Source organism: Tenacibaculum sp. E3R01, from assembly GCF_003318185.1.
Lineage (GTDB): Bacteria > Bacteroidota > Bacteroidia > Flavobacteriales > Flavobacteriaceae > Polaribacter > Polaribacter halocynthiae.
On record NZ_QOCC01000019.1, the window covers coordinates 315,745 to 332,780 of the forward strand.

At 27.8% G+C, this 17,036-nt stretch carries 19 protein-coding genes; 11 read left to right on the forward strand and 8 right to left on the reverse strand.

The window, feature by feature from the left end; genetic code table 11:
* The 3 genes from DS884_RS06625 to DS884_RS06635 all read left to right on the forward strand — a co-directional run bounded on the left by DS884_RS06625 (position 1) and on the right by DS884_RS06635 (position 2,197).
* The gene (locus DS884_RS06625) at positions 1 to 540 is read left to right on the forward strand and encodes a phosphatase PAP2 family protein (protein ID WP_093869614.1); all 540 of its coding nucleotides are present in this window, start codon (positions 1 to 3) and stop codon (positions 538 to 540) included.
* A complete protein-coding gene (locus DS884_RS06630) occupies positions 541 to 936 on the forward strand; it encodes a hypothetical protein (RefSeq protein ID WP_093869613.1) in 396 nt (131 codons plus the stop codon). It begins immediately after the preceding gene.
* A 256-nt stretch (positions 937 to 1,192) separates the two neighbouring features.
* On the forward strand, positions 1,193 to 2,197 hold the full coding sequence (locus DS884_RS06635) for a hypothetical protein (RefSeq protein ID WP_113786199.1): 1,005 nt from the start codon (positions 1,193 to 1,195) through the stop codon (positions 2,195 to 2,197).
* Positions 2,198 to 2,259: 62 nt separating this feature from the next.
* On the opposite strand, the gene DS884_RS06640 is transcribed toward DS884_RS06635, so the two are convergent.
* From DS884_RS06640 to DS884_RS06660, 5 genes are all read right to left on the reverse strand, one after another.
* Positions 2,260 to 3,426, reverse strand: coding sequence for a hypothetical protein (locus tag DS884_RS06640; protein WP_113786200.1), 1,167 nt, complete (start codon positions 3,424 to 3,426; stop codon positions 2,260 to 2,262).
* Between the two features lie 286 nt (positions 3,427 to 3,712).
* Complete coding sequence (locus tag DS884_RS06645; RefSeq protein ID WP_093869610.1) at positions 3,713 to 4,075, reverse strand: cupredoxin domain-containing protein; 363 nt, start codon at positions 4,073 to 4,075, stop codon at positions 3,713 to 3,715.
* 34 nt (positions 4,076 to 4,109) lie between these two features.
* On the reverse strand, positions 4,110 to 4,667 hold the full coding sequence (locus tag DS884_RS06650; protein ID WP_093869609.1) for a carboxymuconolactone decarboxylase family protein: 558 nt from the start codon (positions 4,665 to 4,667) through the stop codon (positions 4,110 to 4,112).
* Between the two features lie 396 nt (positions 4,668 to 5,063).
* Positions 5,064 to 5,909 carry a helix-turn-helix domain-containing protein gene (locus tag DS884_RS06655; RefSeq protein WP_093869608.1) on the reverse strand — a complete coding sequence of 282 codons (846 nt, stop codon included), beginning with the start codon at positions 5,907 to 5,909 and terminating at the stop codon, positions 5,064 to 5,066.
* A gap of 67 nt (positions 5,910 to 5,976) precedes the next feature.
* Complete coding sequence (locus DS884_RS06660; RefSeq protein WP_093869607.1) at positions 5,977 to 6,549, reverse strand: DUF3109 family protein; 573 nt, start codon at positions 6,547 to 6,549, stop codon at positions 5,977 to 5,979.
* 148 nt (positions 6,550 to 6,697) lie between these two features.
* On the opposite strand from DS884_RS06660, the gene DS884_RS06665 reads away from it, so the two are divergent.
* From DS884_RS06665 to DS884_RS06685, 5 genes are all read left to right on the forward strand, one after another.
* Positions 6,698 to 7,279 carry a MarC family protein gene (locus tag DS884_RS06665; RefSeq protein ID WP_093869606.1) on the forward strand — a complete coding sequence of 194 codons (582 nt, stop codon included), beginning with the start codon at positions 6,698 to 6,700 and terminating at the stop codon, positions 7,277 to 7,279.
* A complete protein-coding gene (locus tag DS884_RS06670; RefSeq protein ID WP_113786201.1) occupies positions 7,280 to 7,891 on the forward strand; it encodes an FAD-dependent oxidoreductase in 612 nt (203 codons plus the stop codon).
* Between the two features lie 4 nt (positions 7,892 to 7,895).
* A complete protein-coding gene (locus tag DS884_RS06675) occupies positions 7,896 to 8,810 on the forward strand; it encodes a glutaminase (protein ID WP_113786202.1) in 915 nt (304 codons plus the stop codon).
* Between the two features lie 131 nt (positions 8,811 to 8,941).
* Complete coding sequence (locus tag DS884_RS06680; protein WP_113786203.1) at positions 8,942 to 10,225, forward strand: metal-dependent hydrolase family protein; 1,284 nt, start codon at positions 8,942 to 8,944, stop codon at positions 10,223 to 10,225.
* Between the two features lie 72 nt (positions 10,226 to 10,297).
* Entirely contained in the window at positions 10,298 to 11,308 is a 1,011-nt protein-coding gene (locus DS884_RS06685; RefSeq protein ID WP_113786204.1) for a hypothetical protein, read from the forward strand.
* 9 nt (positions 11,309 to 11,317) lie between these two features.
* On the opposite strand, the gene DS884_RS06690 is transcribed toward DS884_RS06685, so the two are convergent.
* Positions 11,318 to 12,007: a LytR/AlgR family response regulator transcription factor gene (locus DS884_RS06690; RefSeq protein WP_093869601.1), complete on the reverse strand. Its 690-nt coding sequence runs from the start codon at positions 12,005 to 12,007 to the stop codon at positions 11,318 to 11,320.
* A gap of 7 nt (positions 12,008 to 12,014) precedes the next feature.
* Complete coding sequence (locus DS884_RS06695) at positions 12,015 to 12,695, reverse strand: sensor histidine kinase (protein WP_233487122.1); 681 nt, start codon at positions 12,693 to 12,695, stop codon at positions 12,015 to 12,017.
* Positions 12,696 to 13,163: 468 nt separating this feature from the next.
* Here DS884_RS06695 and DS884_RS06700 point away from each other — a divergent pair, with 468 nt between their 5' ends.
* From DS884_RS06700 to DS884_RS06710, 3 genes are read left to right on the forward strand one after another with little or no spacing between them, the layout of a single operon-like run.
* Entirely contained in the window at positions 13,164 to 14,657 is a 1,494-nt protein-coding gene (locus DS884_RS06700) for a hypothetical protein (RefSeq protein WP_113786206.1), read from the forward strand.
* Positions 14,658 to 14,697: 40 nt separating this feature from the next.
* Complete coding sequence (locus tag DS884_RS06705) at positions 14,698 to 15,588, forward strand: tetratricopeptide repeat protein (protein WP_113786207.1); 891 nt, start codon at positions 14,698 to 14,700, stop codon at positions 15,586 to 15,588.
* A gap of 19 nt (positions 15,589 to 15,607) precedes the next feature.
* Positions 15,608 to 15,994: a DUF1573 domain-containing protein gene (locus tag DS884_RS06710; protein WP_093869598.1), complete on the forward strand. Its 387-nt coding sequence runs from the start codon at positions 15,608 to 15,610 to the stop codon at positions 15,992 to 15,994.
* 291 nt (positions 15,995 to 16,285) lie between these two features.
* Here DS884_RS06710 and DS884_RS06715 read toward each other — a convergent pair whose 3' ends face one another.
* A complete protein-coding gene (locus tag DS884_RS06715) occupies positions 16,286 to 17,032 on the reverse strand; it encodes a succinate dehydrogenase/fumarate reductase iron-sulfur subunit (protein ID WP_093869597.1) in 747 nt (248 codons plus the stop codon).
* Positions 17,033 to 17,036: the final 4 nt, after the last annotated feature.

Consider the following 17,036-nt stretch of genomic DNA (forward strand, 5'->3'; position numbering starts at 1 on the left):
ATGAGGCATTTTTGTCTGATTTTTTTTATTTGCTCTTTTAGTATTAATATTTTTTCACAAAAAAGCTTTGTAGAAAGATCTGGAGACATTATTCAGATTGGAATTCCTATAATTGCTTTAGGTAGCACTTTTATTTTTGAAAATAACGATAAACCTTATTGGCAATTTATAAAAGCTTTTGGGGTTTCTTTTATAGCTACCCATACATTAAAAAGAATTATTAATAAAAAAAGACCAGGTGGAGGAAACTATAGTTTTCCTTCAGGACATACCTCAGCTGCTTTTACCGGAGCTGCTTTTATCCAAAAAAGATATGGTTGGAAATATGGTTTTCCTGCATACTTATTAGCTAGTTATGTTGGATACTCAAGAATTTATGCAAAAAAACATGATGTTTATGATGTAATTGCTGGGGCAAGCATTGGATTTATATCTTCATACCTTTTTACCAAAGCCTATAAAAATAATAAAATTAAAATATCATTAAATAGTAACCTTAACAAAGATACTATAGCTATAAGTTTAAATTATTCTCTTTAGATGAAAAAAGACATACAAATACCAGAAGTTTCAGGTGTAGAAATGGCAATTGTTTTAGAGCACAATGAAGTTCATAAAACAGATGACTGGAACGTATATATTATTAATAAAAAAGACATTGCTATTGAAATGGTTGTCATTGTTTCTCAAGGTTTTTCAGAAACTAAAACCACTTCCGTTTTTCGTAAAAAAATAGACCTTTTGCCAGGTAATTCTATTGCCAAAATTGAATTAATTCAACCAGAATTATTTGCTTTAGACAATCGTTTTCAAGTAACTTTCTTTGAAAACAATACACTGCAAGACAAAACTTTTACTTTTAAGAAAGACACAATAAAAGAGAGTAACTTACAAATAATTCAACCTTTTAATAAGAGAGGAGTAATAATATCATAATATTATTTTTTCGTATATTGCTAGCTATCAAACTATTATTAAGCTAGTATTATAAACAGAAATAGCCTTCCCTTAAAAGAGAAGACTATCATTAAAGAATTCTTGCAATACATACAAAATCTCTATAAGAAAGAATATACACCCTTCAAAAAGTATACTCTATCATAATACAAATAAAATTCATTTCCTATAAAGAAGAACGCAAAAAATTACATTTTTTGAAATTTTGATTTGCATTTTTTACAAAAGACAACAAATGAACGAAGAGATAGAATATTTTTTTTGTCAAATTAAACAAAAGTTACCTAACAATATTTCTCTAGTAGAAGAAATAGCTAGCGTTTTAGATATAAACTACGATGCGGCCTATAGAAGAATAAATCATAAAACTGAGCTTTCTTTTAAGGAAGCTCTTTCTCTTGCCAAGTTCTACAAAATTTCATTGAACAATATTTATAGCTTTAAAGAAAAGGAATCAATAGTGGTTCAAAAAAACTATAACTTTCAAACGAATAACACCCTAGAATCTTTCTTTATAAAAAGTAATAAGTTAGTTAATCTATTTTCCAAACTAGAAAACTCTGAAGTATTATACGCTGCAAAAGATATACCCTTATATTATTTTCCACAAAACAGCTTACTCCAAAGGTTTCAAATATATATTTTATTAAACTTACCTAATTCAAAAGAAAATTCTAAAAAAGGAGAGATAGCTTTTGAAAAGTTTAATATTTCTTCAAGCTTAATATATGAATCTATTTGTTTTAAAAATGCGTTTAAAAAGGTTAATTGTATAGAAATATGGGATGATCATACAATTAATAGTATCTTATATCAAATATATTATTGTTATAAAATAAAGTTAACAAACCAAGAACAAGCAATACAATTATGTGATGAATTAAAATTAATGATTACAAGTATAGAAAACAAAATTAAAAAAGAATCTAGGGATGAAAATTCAAGTATAAAAAACAAAATGTATTATAGTAAATTAGTTTGTTTAAATAACACTGTAGTTTTCAATTCAAAAAAAACAAAAACACTTCTAATACCCTACATAAGAACATCTTATTTACGAATAGATGACAATCTTATTTGCGAAGAAACTATTAGCGCATTTAATAAAAAAATTCAATTATCAAAAAAAATATCAGGAAATGCCGAAGTGGATCGAAAATTATTTTTCTCTTCTATGTATCAAAAAATAAACGGCATTTATAATCAAATAATAAACGAGGAAACATTATTCTCATTATAAAAAAACCTCATCATAATTTATGATGAGGCAATACAATCAAGTTAATACATTATCAAAACAAGTTATTTTAATTGTACTGTACATGCTTTGTTTATTTTTTCAACTTCTGCAATAAATCCTTCAACATCATTGTATATATTTTCAAAAACATTTAGTTCATTTACAAGGTTATTTATAGGGTCAATTGCTTTCATTACAAATGAATTTAAATCTTCAGATAAATCATTAAGAATACTCAGCCCTGGTATAGATGGTAAATGTATATTTAAGTTTAACGCTCTTAATACTGGTTGTAAAACTGCATTCATAGCTTTATTTAACAAATCCATAACTGGCCCTATAACACTCAGTCCTCCTTTTATAATTTGTTCTACACTAAATGAAAAGTAAACGGTATGCCAACCACACGGATAAGGTACTTTTACTCCTAAAACATGTTTATAACAAACTTTAGGATACCCTCCATAAGGAACACGTATTGTATGACTTAATACATTTTTAACTGAGTTTAAAGCAGAAATTAAAGGATTTAAAACATTCATCACTGCATTAATTTGATTTTCTAGACTTACTAGCCCCATTACTAAGTGTTTAATTTTCTCAACTTCCTCAGTAGCTTCAGCTATACCATTTAAAATTTTTATTTGAGCATCATCAAATGTTAAAACTACAGGATCAACCTTACCTGCTGCTGTATCAATTTCGTTTACTAACTCCGTTTTTACTGTTGAATTTGGAAGACTATTAATACAATTTATTGCACCTCCTAAAGTAGCTATAAACTGATTTTCAGCATTCATTAATTTTAATAACACCTCGTCAATTTGTTTTACTTTGGGCTCTACTTTTTCAATAGCATTTCTAATTGGCGCAACTACTTTTTCTACTTTATTAGAAACATCAAGAGCCTCATCTATAGGTTTTTTGAACGTTGATAATACGTTTTTTAACTCTGATGCTTCAGTTCCTATTTCTGGAATTATTGAAACTACTTCTAATAACTCTACAGCTTCACTTAATGCAGAATCTAAATCTTTTAATTTTGTATTTATCGTTTTAGACATTGTTAAATCATTATCTATTGTTTGTAGATCTTGACTAACTGTTTTAACATCTGCTTCTAATTTTGCAGTATTTCCTTCAGTTGTACTAACATCGTGCATTAATTTGTTTGCTTCATTCATGCTAGTGGTAACCGCATCTGTAATTTGACTGTTTACTGTTGACATAATTTTAAGTTTAGTTTATATGTTTAATTAGACACTAAAAAAATCAACAAATCAAACAAAGCACCATACTATTTCTCTTATTTTTAAGGAAATCAATATCGTGATTTATATTTCTTTTACTCAACTTTCTTAGCTATCTCAAAGTTTAATATTTTAAACCTATGATCTTAAAAAAAAACCGTAAGCGACTATTTTTCAAACATTAGCGTACTTAAAACAATAATATATACATAAAAACCTCTTCATTTTACTGAAGAGGTATACTAAAAACTACGTAAACAATGTATTACTTCACTGTTAATGTATATTGTGGTGTTGGGTTTAATGGGCAAAAATAAACATACTCTCCTTTTTTAAGAGTTACTTTTTTAGAAGTAGACTTTCCATTGTTTTTAACTAATGAAGTTACATATGCATTTTTTATATGATCTTTCTGCTCAACTTTTCCTTTGGGAGCTAACACAAAACCAACATCATGACCAACTTTATTATTTGCTATTTCAAAAACATAAGTTCCCTCTGATAGTGTTAATGATTTTTGTGTAAATTCTCCTTTTGTTTGTTCTAGAGCTACAGTTTTTACTTCTTGTGCATTTGCTTGAAATGCAAATCCTACTAACACGATTAAAATTGCTATTACTTTTTTCATGTGTTCTTAAATTTTAAATTATTTATTATTTTTATTATGCCTTTACTGTATATTTTCCAGCTTCTACTTTTGGAAAATCAATTTCTGTTTCTGCAATATGATTTACGTAGTTAGTTAATGTATTAGCTACAACATTTAACACTACTTCTAAAACATCACTATCATTATATCCTGCTTCTTTAAAAGCCTTAATTTCTTCTGAAGTTACATTTCCTCTATTTTTAGTTATGCTTTGAGCAAATTGCAACCCTACCTGTACTTTTTCTTCCGAAGCTTTACCTTTTCTATTTTCTTCAGTTTCTTCTTCAGACAAACCATTCATTTTACCAATTGCTGTATGAGCTGATAAACAATAGTTACATTTATTTTCTTCAGCAATTGCTAACGCTAACTGTTCTCTAAATTTATTAGAAAAATTACCACTTGCTGTTAATTCACCTAAGCTTAAATAACTTTGTAACGTTGCTGGTGAATTACCAAAAACTTTAATTAAATTTGGAATAAATCCTAATTTGCTTTGCACAGCATCAAATAACTCTTTTGATTTTCCAGTAGTTGTGTCAGGGTTTAATGTTTCAATTCTTGTACTCATAATTTTATTTATTTTAAATTTTATTTATTTGTTTTTTCACAATGACACATTTCTCTTTCAGGAAATTGATCATCGTACTCTTGATATCCCCAACAGTTAGGGCATTGGATATTTTCTGCTCTCATAATTCTTTGTTTTTAATTCTGATACAAAGATGCGACGGAGACACACTTTAAAAAATGGACAAAAGTTCCTGTTACTTGGACAAGTATGAAATAAATAAAAAAAGAAGTTTATTAACCTATGTTAATGTTTTGAATTACAGCTTGCTATATATTTGCTAACCTAGACAAACAACAAGCTAACAAATGTTATTTATCTAGAATTAAAACCCTTCTATACTCGTAGCTTCCCCTTGTGTTACGAGTTTTTTATAAAGTTAAATATTAGAAGAGCTTATGACTTTTGCTCTTTTTGAAATTGCTTTGGAGATTGCCCCGCTGATTTAGTAAAAAAACGAGAAAAATAAGCTGGATCATTAAATCCTAAATCAAAAGCAATGTGTTTTATTGCATCAGAAGAATAGATAAGCTGTCTTTTAGCTTCTATAATTATTCTGTTCTTAATAAAATCACTTGGAGTTTGTGTACCTATTTTCTGAAAATGTTTTGTAAGAGATTTTGGAGATACTCCTAATCGTTTAGCGTAATCAGTAACGCTATGTAGTTTTTTAAAATTTTGTTCTACTAATAAACTAAAATCTTTAAATAATTTAGTTTCTAAATCTTCCTTTACAGTATCATATCCTTTTTTAATTCGTACAGAATAAATAATAAACTGCTTAAGAAAGGACTGCAACATATCATATTGCGCGGTTTCTTCTAATTCAAATTCTTCTATCAAGTTACTTAATATAAAGTTTAATTTTTCAGTATCTCTGTTTGTAGGAGATACAAATGGAGTTTCATAAACATTATTAAACAACACACCATTACATGCTATTTCAGTATCATGAGTTTGAATGCAATAAAAATCTCTTGAAAAACTTAATTGATATGCTTCTTTTATTTTTTCTGAATCTACTGTAAAAACTTGTCCTGGTGATAAGAAAAACAATACATTTCCATTAAAAGAATAACTTTTAAAATCGATATTATAAGTTCCTTTTCCTTCTTTTATCCAAAAAATTTTATAATCATCAACTTGTTTAGGCTCATTAACAATGCAAGCTTTTTCAAACTCCACTAACTGTAATGAAAATATACTTTGAAAATTATATGTTTTTACTTCTTGAATTGCCATCAATGTACTTTATTTATTCTTGGTCGTAAAAAAGAAGGTAGCTGACACAAATATTAATTAAAAAACACTACTTTTTTTTATGATTTTCTGCTAACTTTTCTAATTCATCATACCAATTTTGTCCAAATTTCCTTACTAATGCTTGTTTCACAAACTTATAAACAGGAACCTGTAACTCTTTTCCTAAAGAACAAGCATCATCACAAATTTCCCATTTATCATAATTTACTGCAGAAAACTCACTGTAGTCTTTTATTCTTACAGGGTACAAATGACAAGATACTGGTTTTTTCCAATCGACTAAACCTTGATTATAGGCCTCTTCAATAGCACACAAAGCTGTGTTTTTTTCATCAAAAATAACATACGCACAATCAGCATCATTTATTAAAGGAGTTTCAAGCTCACCAAAATCACCTTTAATCCAAGTTCCTTGTTTTTCAATGGCATCAATACCTTCTTTACGTAAAAAAGGTTTTATCGTAGGATAAATTTTTTCTAAAATCTTAGTTTCTTCTTCATCTAAAGGAGCTCCAGCATCACCATCAATACAACAAGCACCCTTACAGGCAGATAAATTACAAACAAACTCTTTTTCTATAAGGTCCTCTGAAACAATTGTTTTTCCTAGTTGAAACATATATTGTTTTATATTATTTATGTTTGAAAATTAATTAATTTCACAAACTAAAAGATAAAGTCTTATATTACGTTTGTGTAAAATTTAATGCAAAAATAACAGATTGTAAGTTTACTTATCTAATTTTGCAGATGAAAAACAATGTATCATGAATTTTAATTTAAAAGAAATTTTTACAGCCTTTATGGTATTATTTGCGGTAATCGATATTATTGGTAACATACCTATAATTATTGACTTACGTAAAAAAGTAGGACATATACAATCAGAAAAAGCATCTGTTATTGCTGGTGTTATTATGATAATATTTCTGTTTTTAGGAGAACAGCTATTAGGTTTTATAGGAATTGATGTACATTCTTTTGCCGTAGCTGGAGCTTTTATTTTATTTTTTATTGCTTTAGAAATGATTTTAGGTATTACCTTATATAAAGAAGATGATGATGAGGCACTAAATGCTTCTGTATTTCCAATTGCATTTCCATTAATAGCAGGTCCTGGTAGTTTAACTACATTACTTTCTTTAAGAGCTGAATATTCTTGGGAAAACATTTTAATAGCTATCCTTTTAAATGTATTTTTAATTTATGGGGTATTAAAAACTTCTGCTAGAATTGAAAAGATGATAGGTCAAAACGGTATTAAAATTATTAGAAAAATATTTGGTGTAGTATTATTAGCTATTGCTGTTAAATTATTTGCTGCAAACATTAAAATGTTAATGGCGTAAATGATTTTTAATACTTTAATTGTTGGAGGTGGTGTTGCTGGTATGCAATGTGCCTTAGTTTTAGGGTCTGCTCAAAAAAAAGAATATGCTTTAAATAAAAAAATTGGTATAATTTTACATCAACGTTCTTCACATTTAAAAGATGCTTTATTTAATAATGTTTTAGGATTACCAGCTGGCACCTTAGGTAAAGATATTTTAACAGAAGGTAGAGACCAATTAAAAAACTTATATCCAAACGTTTCTCAAATAGAAAACGAAAAAGTTGTTGCTGTGCTTGACGATAAAAAAGGGTATAAAATTGTTACAAATAAAAATGAATATTTCAGTAAAAACGTTGTAATAGCATTAAACTATTCAAAGCCTTTTGATATTGCTGGACTTGAACAATATATTGAACGTCATTCAAGGGCCAATGCCATGAAAGATAGAATTCAACTACGCAATTTTAATCACTTAATAAAAGAAGGATTATATGTTTGTGGAACGCTTGCTGGTTGGAGAAGTCAATTTGCTATAGCTGCAGGAAGTGGTGCAAGTGTTGCTACTGATATTTTAACAGTTTGGAATAATCATGTACCTACAAAAGTACATGATAAAAAAGTAGAATAAACAAATGAGTTTTGATACTATTATACAACGTCTTTTTCTTGAAATAAAGAAGATTGAAGATACAGGGGAAATCGCTTCTTATATCCCTGAATTACAAAACATTGACACTAATAAATTTGGTATATACATTGCTTCAACCAATAACTCTAATTACGGAGTTGGTGACTATGCTGAAAAGTTTTCTATTCAAAGTATTTCAAAAGTATTGTCATTAAGTTTAGCATACAACATACTTGGTGAAACCATTTGGAATAGATTAGGTGTTGAACCTTCTGGCACAAGTTATAATTCATTAATACAACTTGAAACCGATAAAGGAATACCTAGAAACCCATTCATTAATGCTGGTGCTATAGTTATAGCTGATATTTTATTAAGTAAATTAAAGTATCCTAAAGAGGATTTTTTATCTTTTATCAGAAATTTATCTGGTTCTGAAAAAATTAACTATTCTAGTAAAATAGCTACTTCTGAAAAATCTGTTGGCTATAGAAACATTGCCCTGTGTAATTTTATAAAGTCTTTTAATAACATTCAAAATGCCCCTTCTGAAGTACTAGATTTTTATTTTGATATCTGTTCTCTTGAAATGAGTGCTAAAGAACTATCAAACACTTTTTTGTTTTTAGCTAATAAGGGTATAAATCCACATACTAATAATCAAGTTTTAACACAAAGTCAATCTAAAAGAATCAATGCTCTTATGCAAACATGTGGTTTTTATGATGAGTCTGGTGAATTTGCTTTTAAGGTAGGTTTACCTGGTAAAAGTGGTGTTGGAGGTGGTATTGTTGCTGTACATCCTGGACATTATGCAATTACAGTTTGGAGTCCAAAGTTAAATAAAAAAGGAAACTCTTTTAAAGGAATACAATTTTTAGAAAAGTTTACTACAGCTTCTAAATTATCAATCTTTTAAACAATAAACTTTATATTTTCTTATTTCTCATTAAAATTTATTAAAAACAAACTTTTTTGTGAATTCTAAAGAGTACTATTATTTAGTTTTTTAAAAGCTTATATTTAGGGTTTTATTAACCACGATATACTATGACTAAAATAAAATTTCTACTATTACTTCTAATCACAACTATTTCAATTCAAGCTCAAACTACGTATATATTGTGTGGTAAATTAGTTGATACCAAAGAAGGAAAAATCAAAGAAAAACAAACAATTATAGTTGAACAAAATAAAATTGTTAATGTTATTGATGGTTATGTAGCTTCAAAAAGTAAAACTGCAAAAACAATCGATTTAAAGAACAAAGTGGTTATGGCTGGGCTTATTGATATGCATGTGCATATAGAGCAAGAATTTAGTGCTAAAACACGTTTAAATAGATATATTTTAAATGAAGCTGATGTTGCTTTTAATTCCGTTGGTTTTGCAAAAACAACATTGTTAAAAGGTTTTACAACTGTTAGAGATTTAGGTGGTACTGGAGTAAACATTGCTATTAGAAAAGCTATTGACGCTGGTAAAATTCCAGGGCCAAGAGTTTTCACTGCAGGTAAGTCATTAGCAACCACTGGAGGTCATGCTGACCCAACAAATGGTAGTAGTAGAGTTTTAACAGGTAACCCTGGACCTAAAGAAGGGGTTGTTAATAGTGTTGAAGATGCAAAAAAAGCTGTACGCCAACGTTATAAAAATGGTGCTGATTGTATTAAAATAACGGCTACGGGTGGTGTTTTAAGTGTTGCTAAAAGTGGAGATAACCCTCAATTTACCATTGAAGAAATTAAAGCTATTTGTGAAACAGCCAAAGATTATGGAATGCATGTAGCTGCCCATGCTCATGGTGATGAAGGTATGCAACGTGCCATTTTAGGAGGAGTTAAAACTATTGAACACGGTACTTACATGAGTACTACAACAATGGAATTAATGATTAAAAACGATGTATACTTAGTTCCAACGATAACCGCTGGAAAAGAAGTAGAAGAAAAAGCTAAAATAAAAGGATTTTATCCTGACATAGTAGTACCAAAAGCTTTAAAAGTTGGCCCTCAAATTCAAGGAACTTTTGCAAAGGCATATAAAAAAGGAGTTGGTATTGCTTTTGGTACTGATGCTGGTGTTTTTAAGCATGGTAATAATGGAAAAGAATTTGGGTATATGGTTGAGGTAGGTATGCCTGCTATGGAAACAATTCAAGCAGCAACCATAACCAATGCCAAAATTTTAAAAATGGACACTGAAATTGGGCAAATAAAAAAAGGTTTTTATGCTGATATTATTGCTGTAAATGAAGATCCTACTGTAAATATAAATACTATGGAAAATGTTGTTTTTGTAATGAAAAACGGTATCGTTTACAAGAGAAAATAATTCTAAAAAACCGTAACAAAACACATTTTAAAGCTACTAATTATTAGTAGTAATTTAAATAATAGGAGTGTTATGCAAAATACTTTTAAAACAAGAGAAAGCTTAATAGTTTACGGAATTCCTTTATTGATGATTTTATCACTTATAGTAATGGTAAAATCATCTTTTTTTACTCCCAATTTATCTCCTTTTGTAATAATCGATTTTTTAATTACTATACCTTTAGTTCATTTCTTTTTAATTAGAAAAAAAGAGATCTCTAAAAAATCTATTATAACTGTTCTTATTTTAGGTTTTGTTATTTCAAATTATATTCTTCCAAAAGAAAACTTAGAAGTATTATCTAGAATACAAGTAGTATTAATACCATTATTAGAAACTTCTTTACTAGTATATATAATTATAACTGTACGAAAATCAGCCAAAGAAATAAGAAAAAACAATGATGCTACTTTAGATTTTTTTGATCAGGCCCAACAGGTTTGTACTAAAATTTTACCTTCAAAAGCAGGAATTATTTTAGCTACTGAAATTGCAGTTATTTACTATAGTCTTTTAAATTGGAAAAAACGACAATATGATGATTTAGAGTATACCTATCATAAAGAAGGAACGGCTATTAGTTTAGTTCTTGGTTTTTTATTAGTTGTAATTATAGAAATGTTTGTTACACACACTATGATGAAACAGGGTAATATTAATGGTTCATTAGTTTTAGGTATTTTAAGTGCCTATACTGCTCTTCAGGTAATTGCAGTTATGAAATCATTATCTAAAAGACCTTGTTATATTGATACTGAAAAAAAACAATTAATATTAAAGTTTGGTATTTTATCAAAAGCCGCTATACCTTTTGAAAATATTGAAAAAATAGAAATTTCATCTAAAGAATTACCAGAAAAAACTACTATTAAGTATTTTTCACCTTTTGGAAATTCTTTAGGTCATAATTTAGTTGTACACTTAAAAAATGAAATTTTATTTAACAGTTTTTATGGTTTCACTAAAAAAGCAACATCTTTAGCGATTTTTATAGATCAAAAAGTTGAATTTAAAAATGAACTAAGCAAGCATATTTCTTAGTAATACTATTTAACTCTTACTAGAATTAATACTTTCTGAAAAACTATTTTTATACGTTCTTCCTAACGGAAGCTTTTGTGTATTTATAAAAACGTTACTTCCTGAGTATTTTTCAATCTTTTTTATATTTATAATATATGATTTATGTATTTGAATAAACTGTTTTGAACTCAATACTTCTGCCCACTTTTTTAAAGAATCAATAACACTTAGCTTTTTATTTTGAGTAAAAAATGTAACATAATTTCTGTCAGATTCTATATATAATATATCTTCTACATATAGTTTATGTATTGTTTTGTCTATATTTAAAAAAATGGCTTTTTTTTGTGTTTTTTCCTGATGATTAATTCGATTTTCAGCTTTATTAATTGCCTTCAAAAACCGATCAAAAGAAAAAGGTTTCACTAAATAATCAACAATGGTATCCAGTTCAAAACTATCAACTGCATAATCTGGGTAAGCTGTTGTCATGATAATTTTTGGTGGATTTTTAATAGTTTTAATAAAATCTAACCCAGATATATCTGGTAAATTTATATCTAACAACACAAGATCAACAGTTTCTTTTTTAAAAAATTCATTAGCATTCGTAGCTGTTTGAAAATTATCAAGAAGTGTTAAATCAGGAATTTTATTAATATAATTTTTTAAAATTCTTTGCGCTGGCATTTCATCTTCTATTATAATACAATTCATAATTTACCTACGCTAAGTTTAATATAAGTGTAACAATGTATTGACCACGATTTTCTACTAACAACTCATAATCTTCTTTATACAATAAATCTAATCGTTTTTTTAAGTTATTTAACCCTATTGTATTTTCATTTACTTTTTTAGTATTATCATAATCATTTTTACAAACACACTTTAATCGGTTGTTTTTTACCGTTAATTGTATATCTACAATACTATTAACACTACTATGCTTAAAAGCGTTTTCAATAATCGTTATAAGTAATAAAGGAGCTATTTGATGGTAATCCTTATCAACAAATACTTCATAATTTATTTGTTTAAGACCTTCAGTTCTAATTTTATGAAACTCAATATAGTTTTTAATAAAATGGATCTCCTTTTTTAAACTAACTTTTTTAGCATTACTCTCGTATAAAACATGTTTTAAATTATCTGATAATTTTAAAATCAAATCTGGTGTTTCATTCGGTTTTTCAATTGAATAAGAATAAATTGTATTTAAATTATTAAATAAAACATGTGGATTTATCTGTGATTTTAAAAATTTCAATTCCATTTCTGTTCTCTCTTGCTTAATCTTTTCTACTTCCTTAGTTTGATCAATATATCTGAATAAAATCCATACAAATGCAAAAAAGATAAGCGGTACTAGAGTTTGCCATAAATAATCACTTAAGCACTTCATAATTGAGCAACCACAAAGTGCAAATACATTACAATATAATTGTGTTGCTAAAAATGAAATTAAAAGAAATAAGAAAGTATACAAAAGATACCATTTCTTCCTTACAAAAAATGGAAGCAATAATTGGTTATTAACATAAACTAGTACAACCAATATAAAAAAGTACTGTAAAAATGGATTTTCAGCCCAATAATAGGGAGTGAAAACAAATAAAGATACAAATACAAACAACATCCAAAAAAGAAGATGAATTAGTATTTGTGTACTATGTTTTTTTAGTGTTTGCATAAATTATTTAGGAAGGTATGAAAATAGCTCCATTAATCAAAAAACAAGTATCAACTACTATTTAAATAGTACGTACTGCGGTATTGAGGTTGTTAATACAAGTTTTTATGCTGTAGGTACTTATCTTTTTTTAACTAGCTAGATCTGTAATATTTTCGTGAAGATCATTACATCCAATATATGAGAAACAAGTACACAACATTGAACATAAAACAAAAAGTGCGTATTTATAGTATACCCTTTTTAATTATTTCAGTTTTAATAGTAACAATGGAGTCTTTCTCAACAACTACACCTCTTAAAAAATGTTGGGAAAAGCAGGGTAAAATTATAGATAAAAACCTTGTTACGTTTTATTTTAATGAAGAGTTAAATAAATTAGGACATAACTTTAAACCTTGGGAAAAAACAAAATATTCAATCTGTGGAAATATATGGGTTAATCAAAACCGCTTTTTAAAAAATGATACATTAACAACCAAACGTAAAAGAAAATATTATTCTAAAATTGAATATTATAAAAACACATTATTGCATGTAGATTATGGTAAAAAAACATTAAGTCCAATTACCAATAAAATGTACTTGGAACAATTAATTAAATCTGCTAGGTACTCCCCTATTTATTTACTTAATTATTTTGTTGAAAACACAAATAAATTAGCCACAAAAACAAGCCCAGAAAGCAACATTTACTCAATAAATATTGGTAAAACCCCTGTTGAATTACATATCAATAAATCAACAAATCTAATTAATAAAATCACCTATTTAACCTACGATGAATTGTATGGAGATGTGGTTACATCTTATATATATTCATCGTATAAAAAAAGTAAAACGTTAAACTATCCGAGTAAAATTAAAATTAAAAAAATTAATGGAAAAGTAGTTGATAAAGTAGCAATTTATAACTTAGAAATAATACCTGATAAACTACAGCTACTTTACAAACCTAATGATTACAAATTTATTCCTTCAACCATAGAAACCAAAACTCAAATAAAAACAGAGAAGTACAATGATTTTATTCATTTCATAAATCTAATACATACTGAAGATAAAATTATGGTTGTTGAGTTTGAAGATTTTATGTTAGTAGCAGAAGCGCCTCTTAATAGTAGAAATGGAGAACTTATTATATCGGAAGTAAAAAAAATAGCTCCTTCTAAACCAATAAAGTATTTTGTTTTTGGTCATCATCATCCTCACTATTTAGGAGGAGTAAGAGCTTTTGTACATAAAGAAGCAACTATTTTGTGTACAAAAATTAGTAAAGAATATATTGGATATATAGGGAATGCACCCCATAGTATTCAACCTGATAGTTTACACTTTGAACCAAAAAAATTAAAAACTCAAACAATACAAGATAGCCTTATAATTGGGAATAAAAACAAGTTGAACATTTACTTTATAGGAGAAAAGTCAGCACATACTAAAGATTACTTGATATACTACTTCCCTAAAGAAAAACTACTATTCCAAGATGACCTTTGTTGGATTCCAAAAACAGGAGTTATTGGTAAAGCCAATGCTAGACAAAGAGGATTATATAATAGTATCCAAGAGTTAAAATTGAATGTAAAAACTATTATTCAATCCTGGCCAGTAGAAAGTCATAAAGTAAAAACTATTATTCCTTTTCAAGATTTAGAAAAATCAATGCAATAGGAGCTTTAATTAAAAAATAAGGTTTAATAATCAATATAACATGAAAAAAACGATAACAATTATTTTTCTTCTAACAAGCTATTTTATAACAGGACAACAACTCAACACTCTATCAAAAGATAGTAAAGGAAAACCAATGCTTTTGGGAAAAACAAACAAAAAAGCTTTTGAGAATGAAAATTTTAAATGGTTTAAAAAAAATTACGATAGTTATTTAACAAATGATAAAATTATAACCCAATTAAAAGATTCTATTCAAAATTATACTATTAAAGCTTTTTATGGAAGCTGGTGTGGAGATAGTAAACGAGAATTACCAAAATTTTATAAAGTAATTGATGAAACTCATTTTAATAAAAGTCAATTAGAGGTGATTGCTGTAGATAAAAAGCCAGAAGCCTATAAAGAATCTCCTAATGGAGAAGAAAAAGGATTAAATATACACAGAGTGCCAACATTCATTTTTTATAAAAACAACAAAGAAGTAGCACGAATAGTAGAATACCCAAAACAAGATTTTGAAAGAGACATACTTACTATAATAAGTGGGAAAAAATATTCACCACAATACATTGTGGTTGAGTATTTACATAAAATGCTGGAGAAAAAAACAATTAAAGAATTAAAAAATGAAGAAAATAAACTAGCCGCTTCACTAGCAGAATTTACCAAGGGTAGTAGAGAGTTAAACACTTATGGGTATAAATTATTACGCTCAAATCAACTAGAAAAGGCAGTATTCGTTTTTGAGTTAAACACCAAAATGTACCCATACAAAGCAAATGTTTTTGACAGTTTAGGTGAAGCTTATTTTACCACTAAAAATTATAATAAAGCTTTAAGTAGTTATAATAAAGCACAAAAATTAGATCCTAATGATAAAAACATAGCTAATATGATTAAGAAAATTAAAACAGAAATAAACCAGTAATACCCTAAATTTATATATTATGAAAACATTATTATTATTTACAGTTATTTGCCTATTATCAATAACAAGTTCAGCCCAAGAGTTCAAATTTGAAAAAGAGACTATCAATTATGGAAAGATAGCTCAAGGATCTGAAGGAACAAGAACATTTGAATTTACTAATATTGGAGACGCTCCTTTAATAATTAAAGAGATTAAATCTACTTGTGGGTGTGCTGTTCCAAAAAAACCAGAAAAACCGATTATGCCTGGTAAAAAGGGTCAAATAGAGGTTTCTTATGACACAAACAGACCTGGAAGTTTTTCAAAAGCGGTAACTATCTATTCAAACGCTAAAAACAAGAGAACAATGATTAAAATAAAGGGATTTGTTTCAAAATTAAAAAAAGATAAAACCAAGGTTTAATTATAAAACCTAATTAACCTATTTGGTATAACAAACAAAAACCTGAGTTTTCACTCAGGTTTTTTTTATAAGTTTAAATAAACTTATAAAACCTTTGAATTTGTGATTGTTTTTACATTTCAATCCCCCCGAATTTTAATGCTTGGTTAATCAACAAAAATCAAAAGTATCTCTATTTTCACTTACTAAATAAAAAAAACCTTAAGCGTTCTAATATTAGGAATAAGTGAAGAATATAAAAAAGCGAAGTTGATCAACTTCGCTTTTTTTATATGCAAAAAAAAATATTTTTTATCCTTTGAAGTTTGCTTTTAAAAACTCAGAATTCATTCGAGCAATATTTTCTAAAGAAATACCTTTAGGACACTCTATTTCACAAGCTCCTGTATTAGTACAGTTACCAAAACCTTCTAAATCCATTTGAGCTACCATGTTTTTAACACGTTCAGTAGCTTCTACTTGTCCTTGAGGTAATAAAGCATATTGAGACACCTTAGCACCAACAAATAACATTGCAGAAGAATTTTTACAAGTTGCTACACATGCTCCACAACCAATACAAGTTGCAGCATCCATAGCTTTATCAGCAGCTTCTTTTGAAATAGGAATAGCGTTAGCATCTTGAGTATTTCCTGAAGTATTTACAGAAATATATCCACCAGATTGTTGAATACGTTCAAAAGAACTTCTATCAACTACTAAATCTTTTATTACAGGAAAAGCAGCAGCTCTCCATGGTTCAATAGTAATTGTATCACCATCTTTAAACATACGCATGTGTAATTGACATGTAGTTACACCACGATCAGGCCCATGAGCTTCTCCATTAATATACATTGAACACATCCCGCAAATTCCTTCACGACAATCATGATCAAAAGCAACAGGCTCTTCACCTTGATTAATTAATTGTTCATTTAATACATCCATCATTTCTAAGAAAGACATATGCTCAGAAATGTCGGTCACTTTATAATCGACCATCTTTCCTTTATCACTTGCACCCTTTTGACGCCAAATTTTAAGTGTTAAATTCATAATA

What these genes read in the sequence shown, in the direction of transcription:
- DS884_RS06690 (WP_093869601.1), bottom strand. Translation starts at nt 12,007, where the DNA reads ATGAATTGTATTATAATAGAAGATGAAATGCCAGCGCAAAGAATTTTA.
- DS884_RS06660 (WP_093869607.1), bottom strand. Translation starts at nt 6,549, where the DNA reads ATGTTTCAACTAGGAAAAACAATTGTTTCAGAGGACCTTATAGAAAAA.
- DS884_RS06645 (WP_093869610.1), bottom strand. Translation starts at nt 4,075, where the DNA reads ATGAAAAAAGTAATAGCAATTTTAATCGTGTTAGTAGGATTTGCATTT.
- DS884_RS06705 (WP_113786207.1), top strand. Translation starts at nt 14,698, where the DNA reads ATGAAAAAAACGATAACAATTATTTTTCTTCTAACAAGCTATTTTATA.
- DS884_RS06715 (WP_093869597.1), bottom strand. Translation starts at nt 17,032, where the DNA reads ATGAATTTAACACTTAAAATTTGGCGTCAAAAGGGTGCAAGTGATAAA.
- DS884_RS06640 (WP_113786200.1), bottom strand. Translation starts at nt 3,426, where the DNA reads ATGTCAACAGTAAACAGTCAAATTACAGATGCGGTTACCACTAGCATG.
- DS884_RS06650 (WP_093869609.1), bottom strand. Translation starts at nt 4,667, where the DNA reads ATGAGTACAAGAATTGAAACATTAAACCCTGACACAACTACTGGAAAA.
- DS884_RS06625 (WP_093869614.1), top strand. Translation starts at nt 1, where the DNA reads ATGAGGCATTTTTGTCTGATTTTTTTTATTTGCTCTTTTAGTATTAAT.
- DS884_RS06700 (WP_113786206.1), top strand. Translation starts at nt 13,164, where the DNA reads ATGAGAAACAAGTACACAACATTGAACATAAAACAAAAAGTGCGTATT.
- DS884_RS06670 (WP_113786201.1), top strand. Translation starts at nt 7,280, where the DNA reads ATGATTTTTAATACTTTAATTGTTGGAGGTGGTGTTGCTGGTATGCAA.
- DS884_RS06710 (WP_093869598.1), top strand. Translation starts at nt 15,608, where the DNA reads ATGAAAACATTATTATTATTTACAGTTATTTGCCTATTATCAATAACA.
- DS884_RS06635 (WP_113786199.1), top strand. Translation starts at nt 1,193, where the DNA reads ATGAACGAAGAGATAGAATATTTTTTTTGTCAAATTAAACAAAAGTTA.
- DS884_RS06680 (WP_113786203.1), top strand. Translation starts at nt 8,942, where the DNA reads ATGACTAAAATAAAATTTCTACTATTACTTCTAATCACAACTATTTCA.
- DS884_RS06685 (WP_113786204.1), top strand. Translation starts at nt 10,298, where the DNA reads ATGCAAAATACTTTTAAAACAAGAGAAAGCTTAATAGTTTACGGAATT.
- DS884_RS06655 (WP_093869608.1), bottom strand. Translation starts at nt 5,909, where the DNA reads ATGGCAATTCAAGAAGTAAAAACATATAATTTTCAAAGTATATTTTCA.
- DS884_RS06695 (WP_233487122.1), bottom strand. Translation starts at nt 12,695, where the DNA reads ATGAAGTGCTTAAGTGATTATTTATGGCAAACTCTAGTACCGCTTATC.
- DS884_RS06630 (WP_093869613.1), top strand. Translation starts at nt 541, where the DNA reads ATGAAAAAAGACATACAAATACCAGAAGTTTCAGGTGTAGAAATGGCA.
- DS884_RS06675 (WP_113786202.1), top strand. Translation starts at nt 7,896, where the DNA reads ATGAGTTTTGATACTATTATACAACGTCTTTTTCTTGAAATAAAGAAG.
- DS884_RS06665 (WP_093869606.1), top strand. Translation starts at nt 6,698, where the DNA reads ATGAATTTTAATTTAAAAGAAATTTTTACAGCCTTTATGGTATTATTT.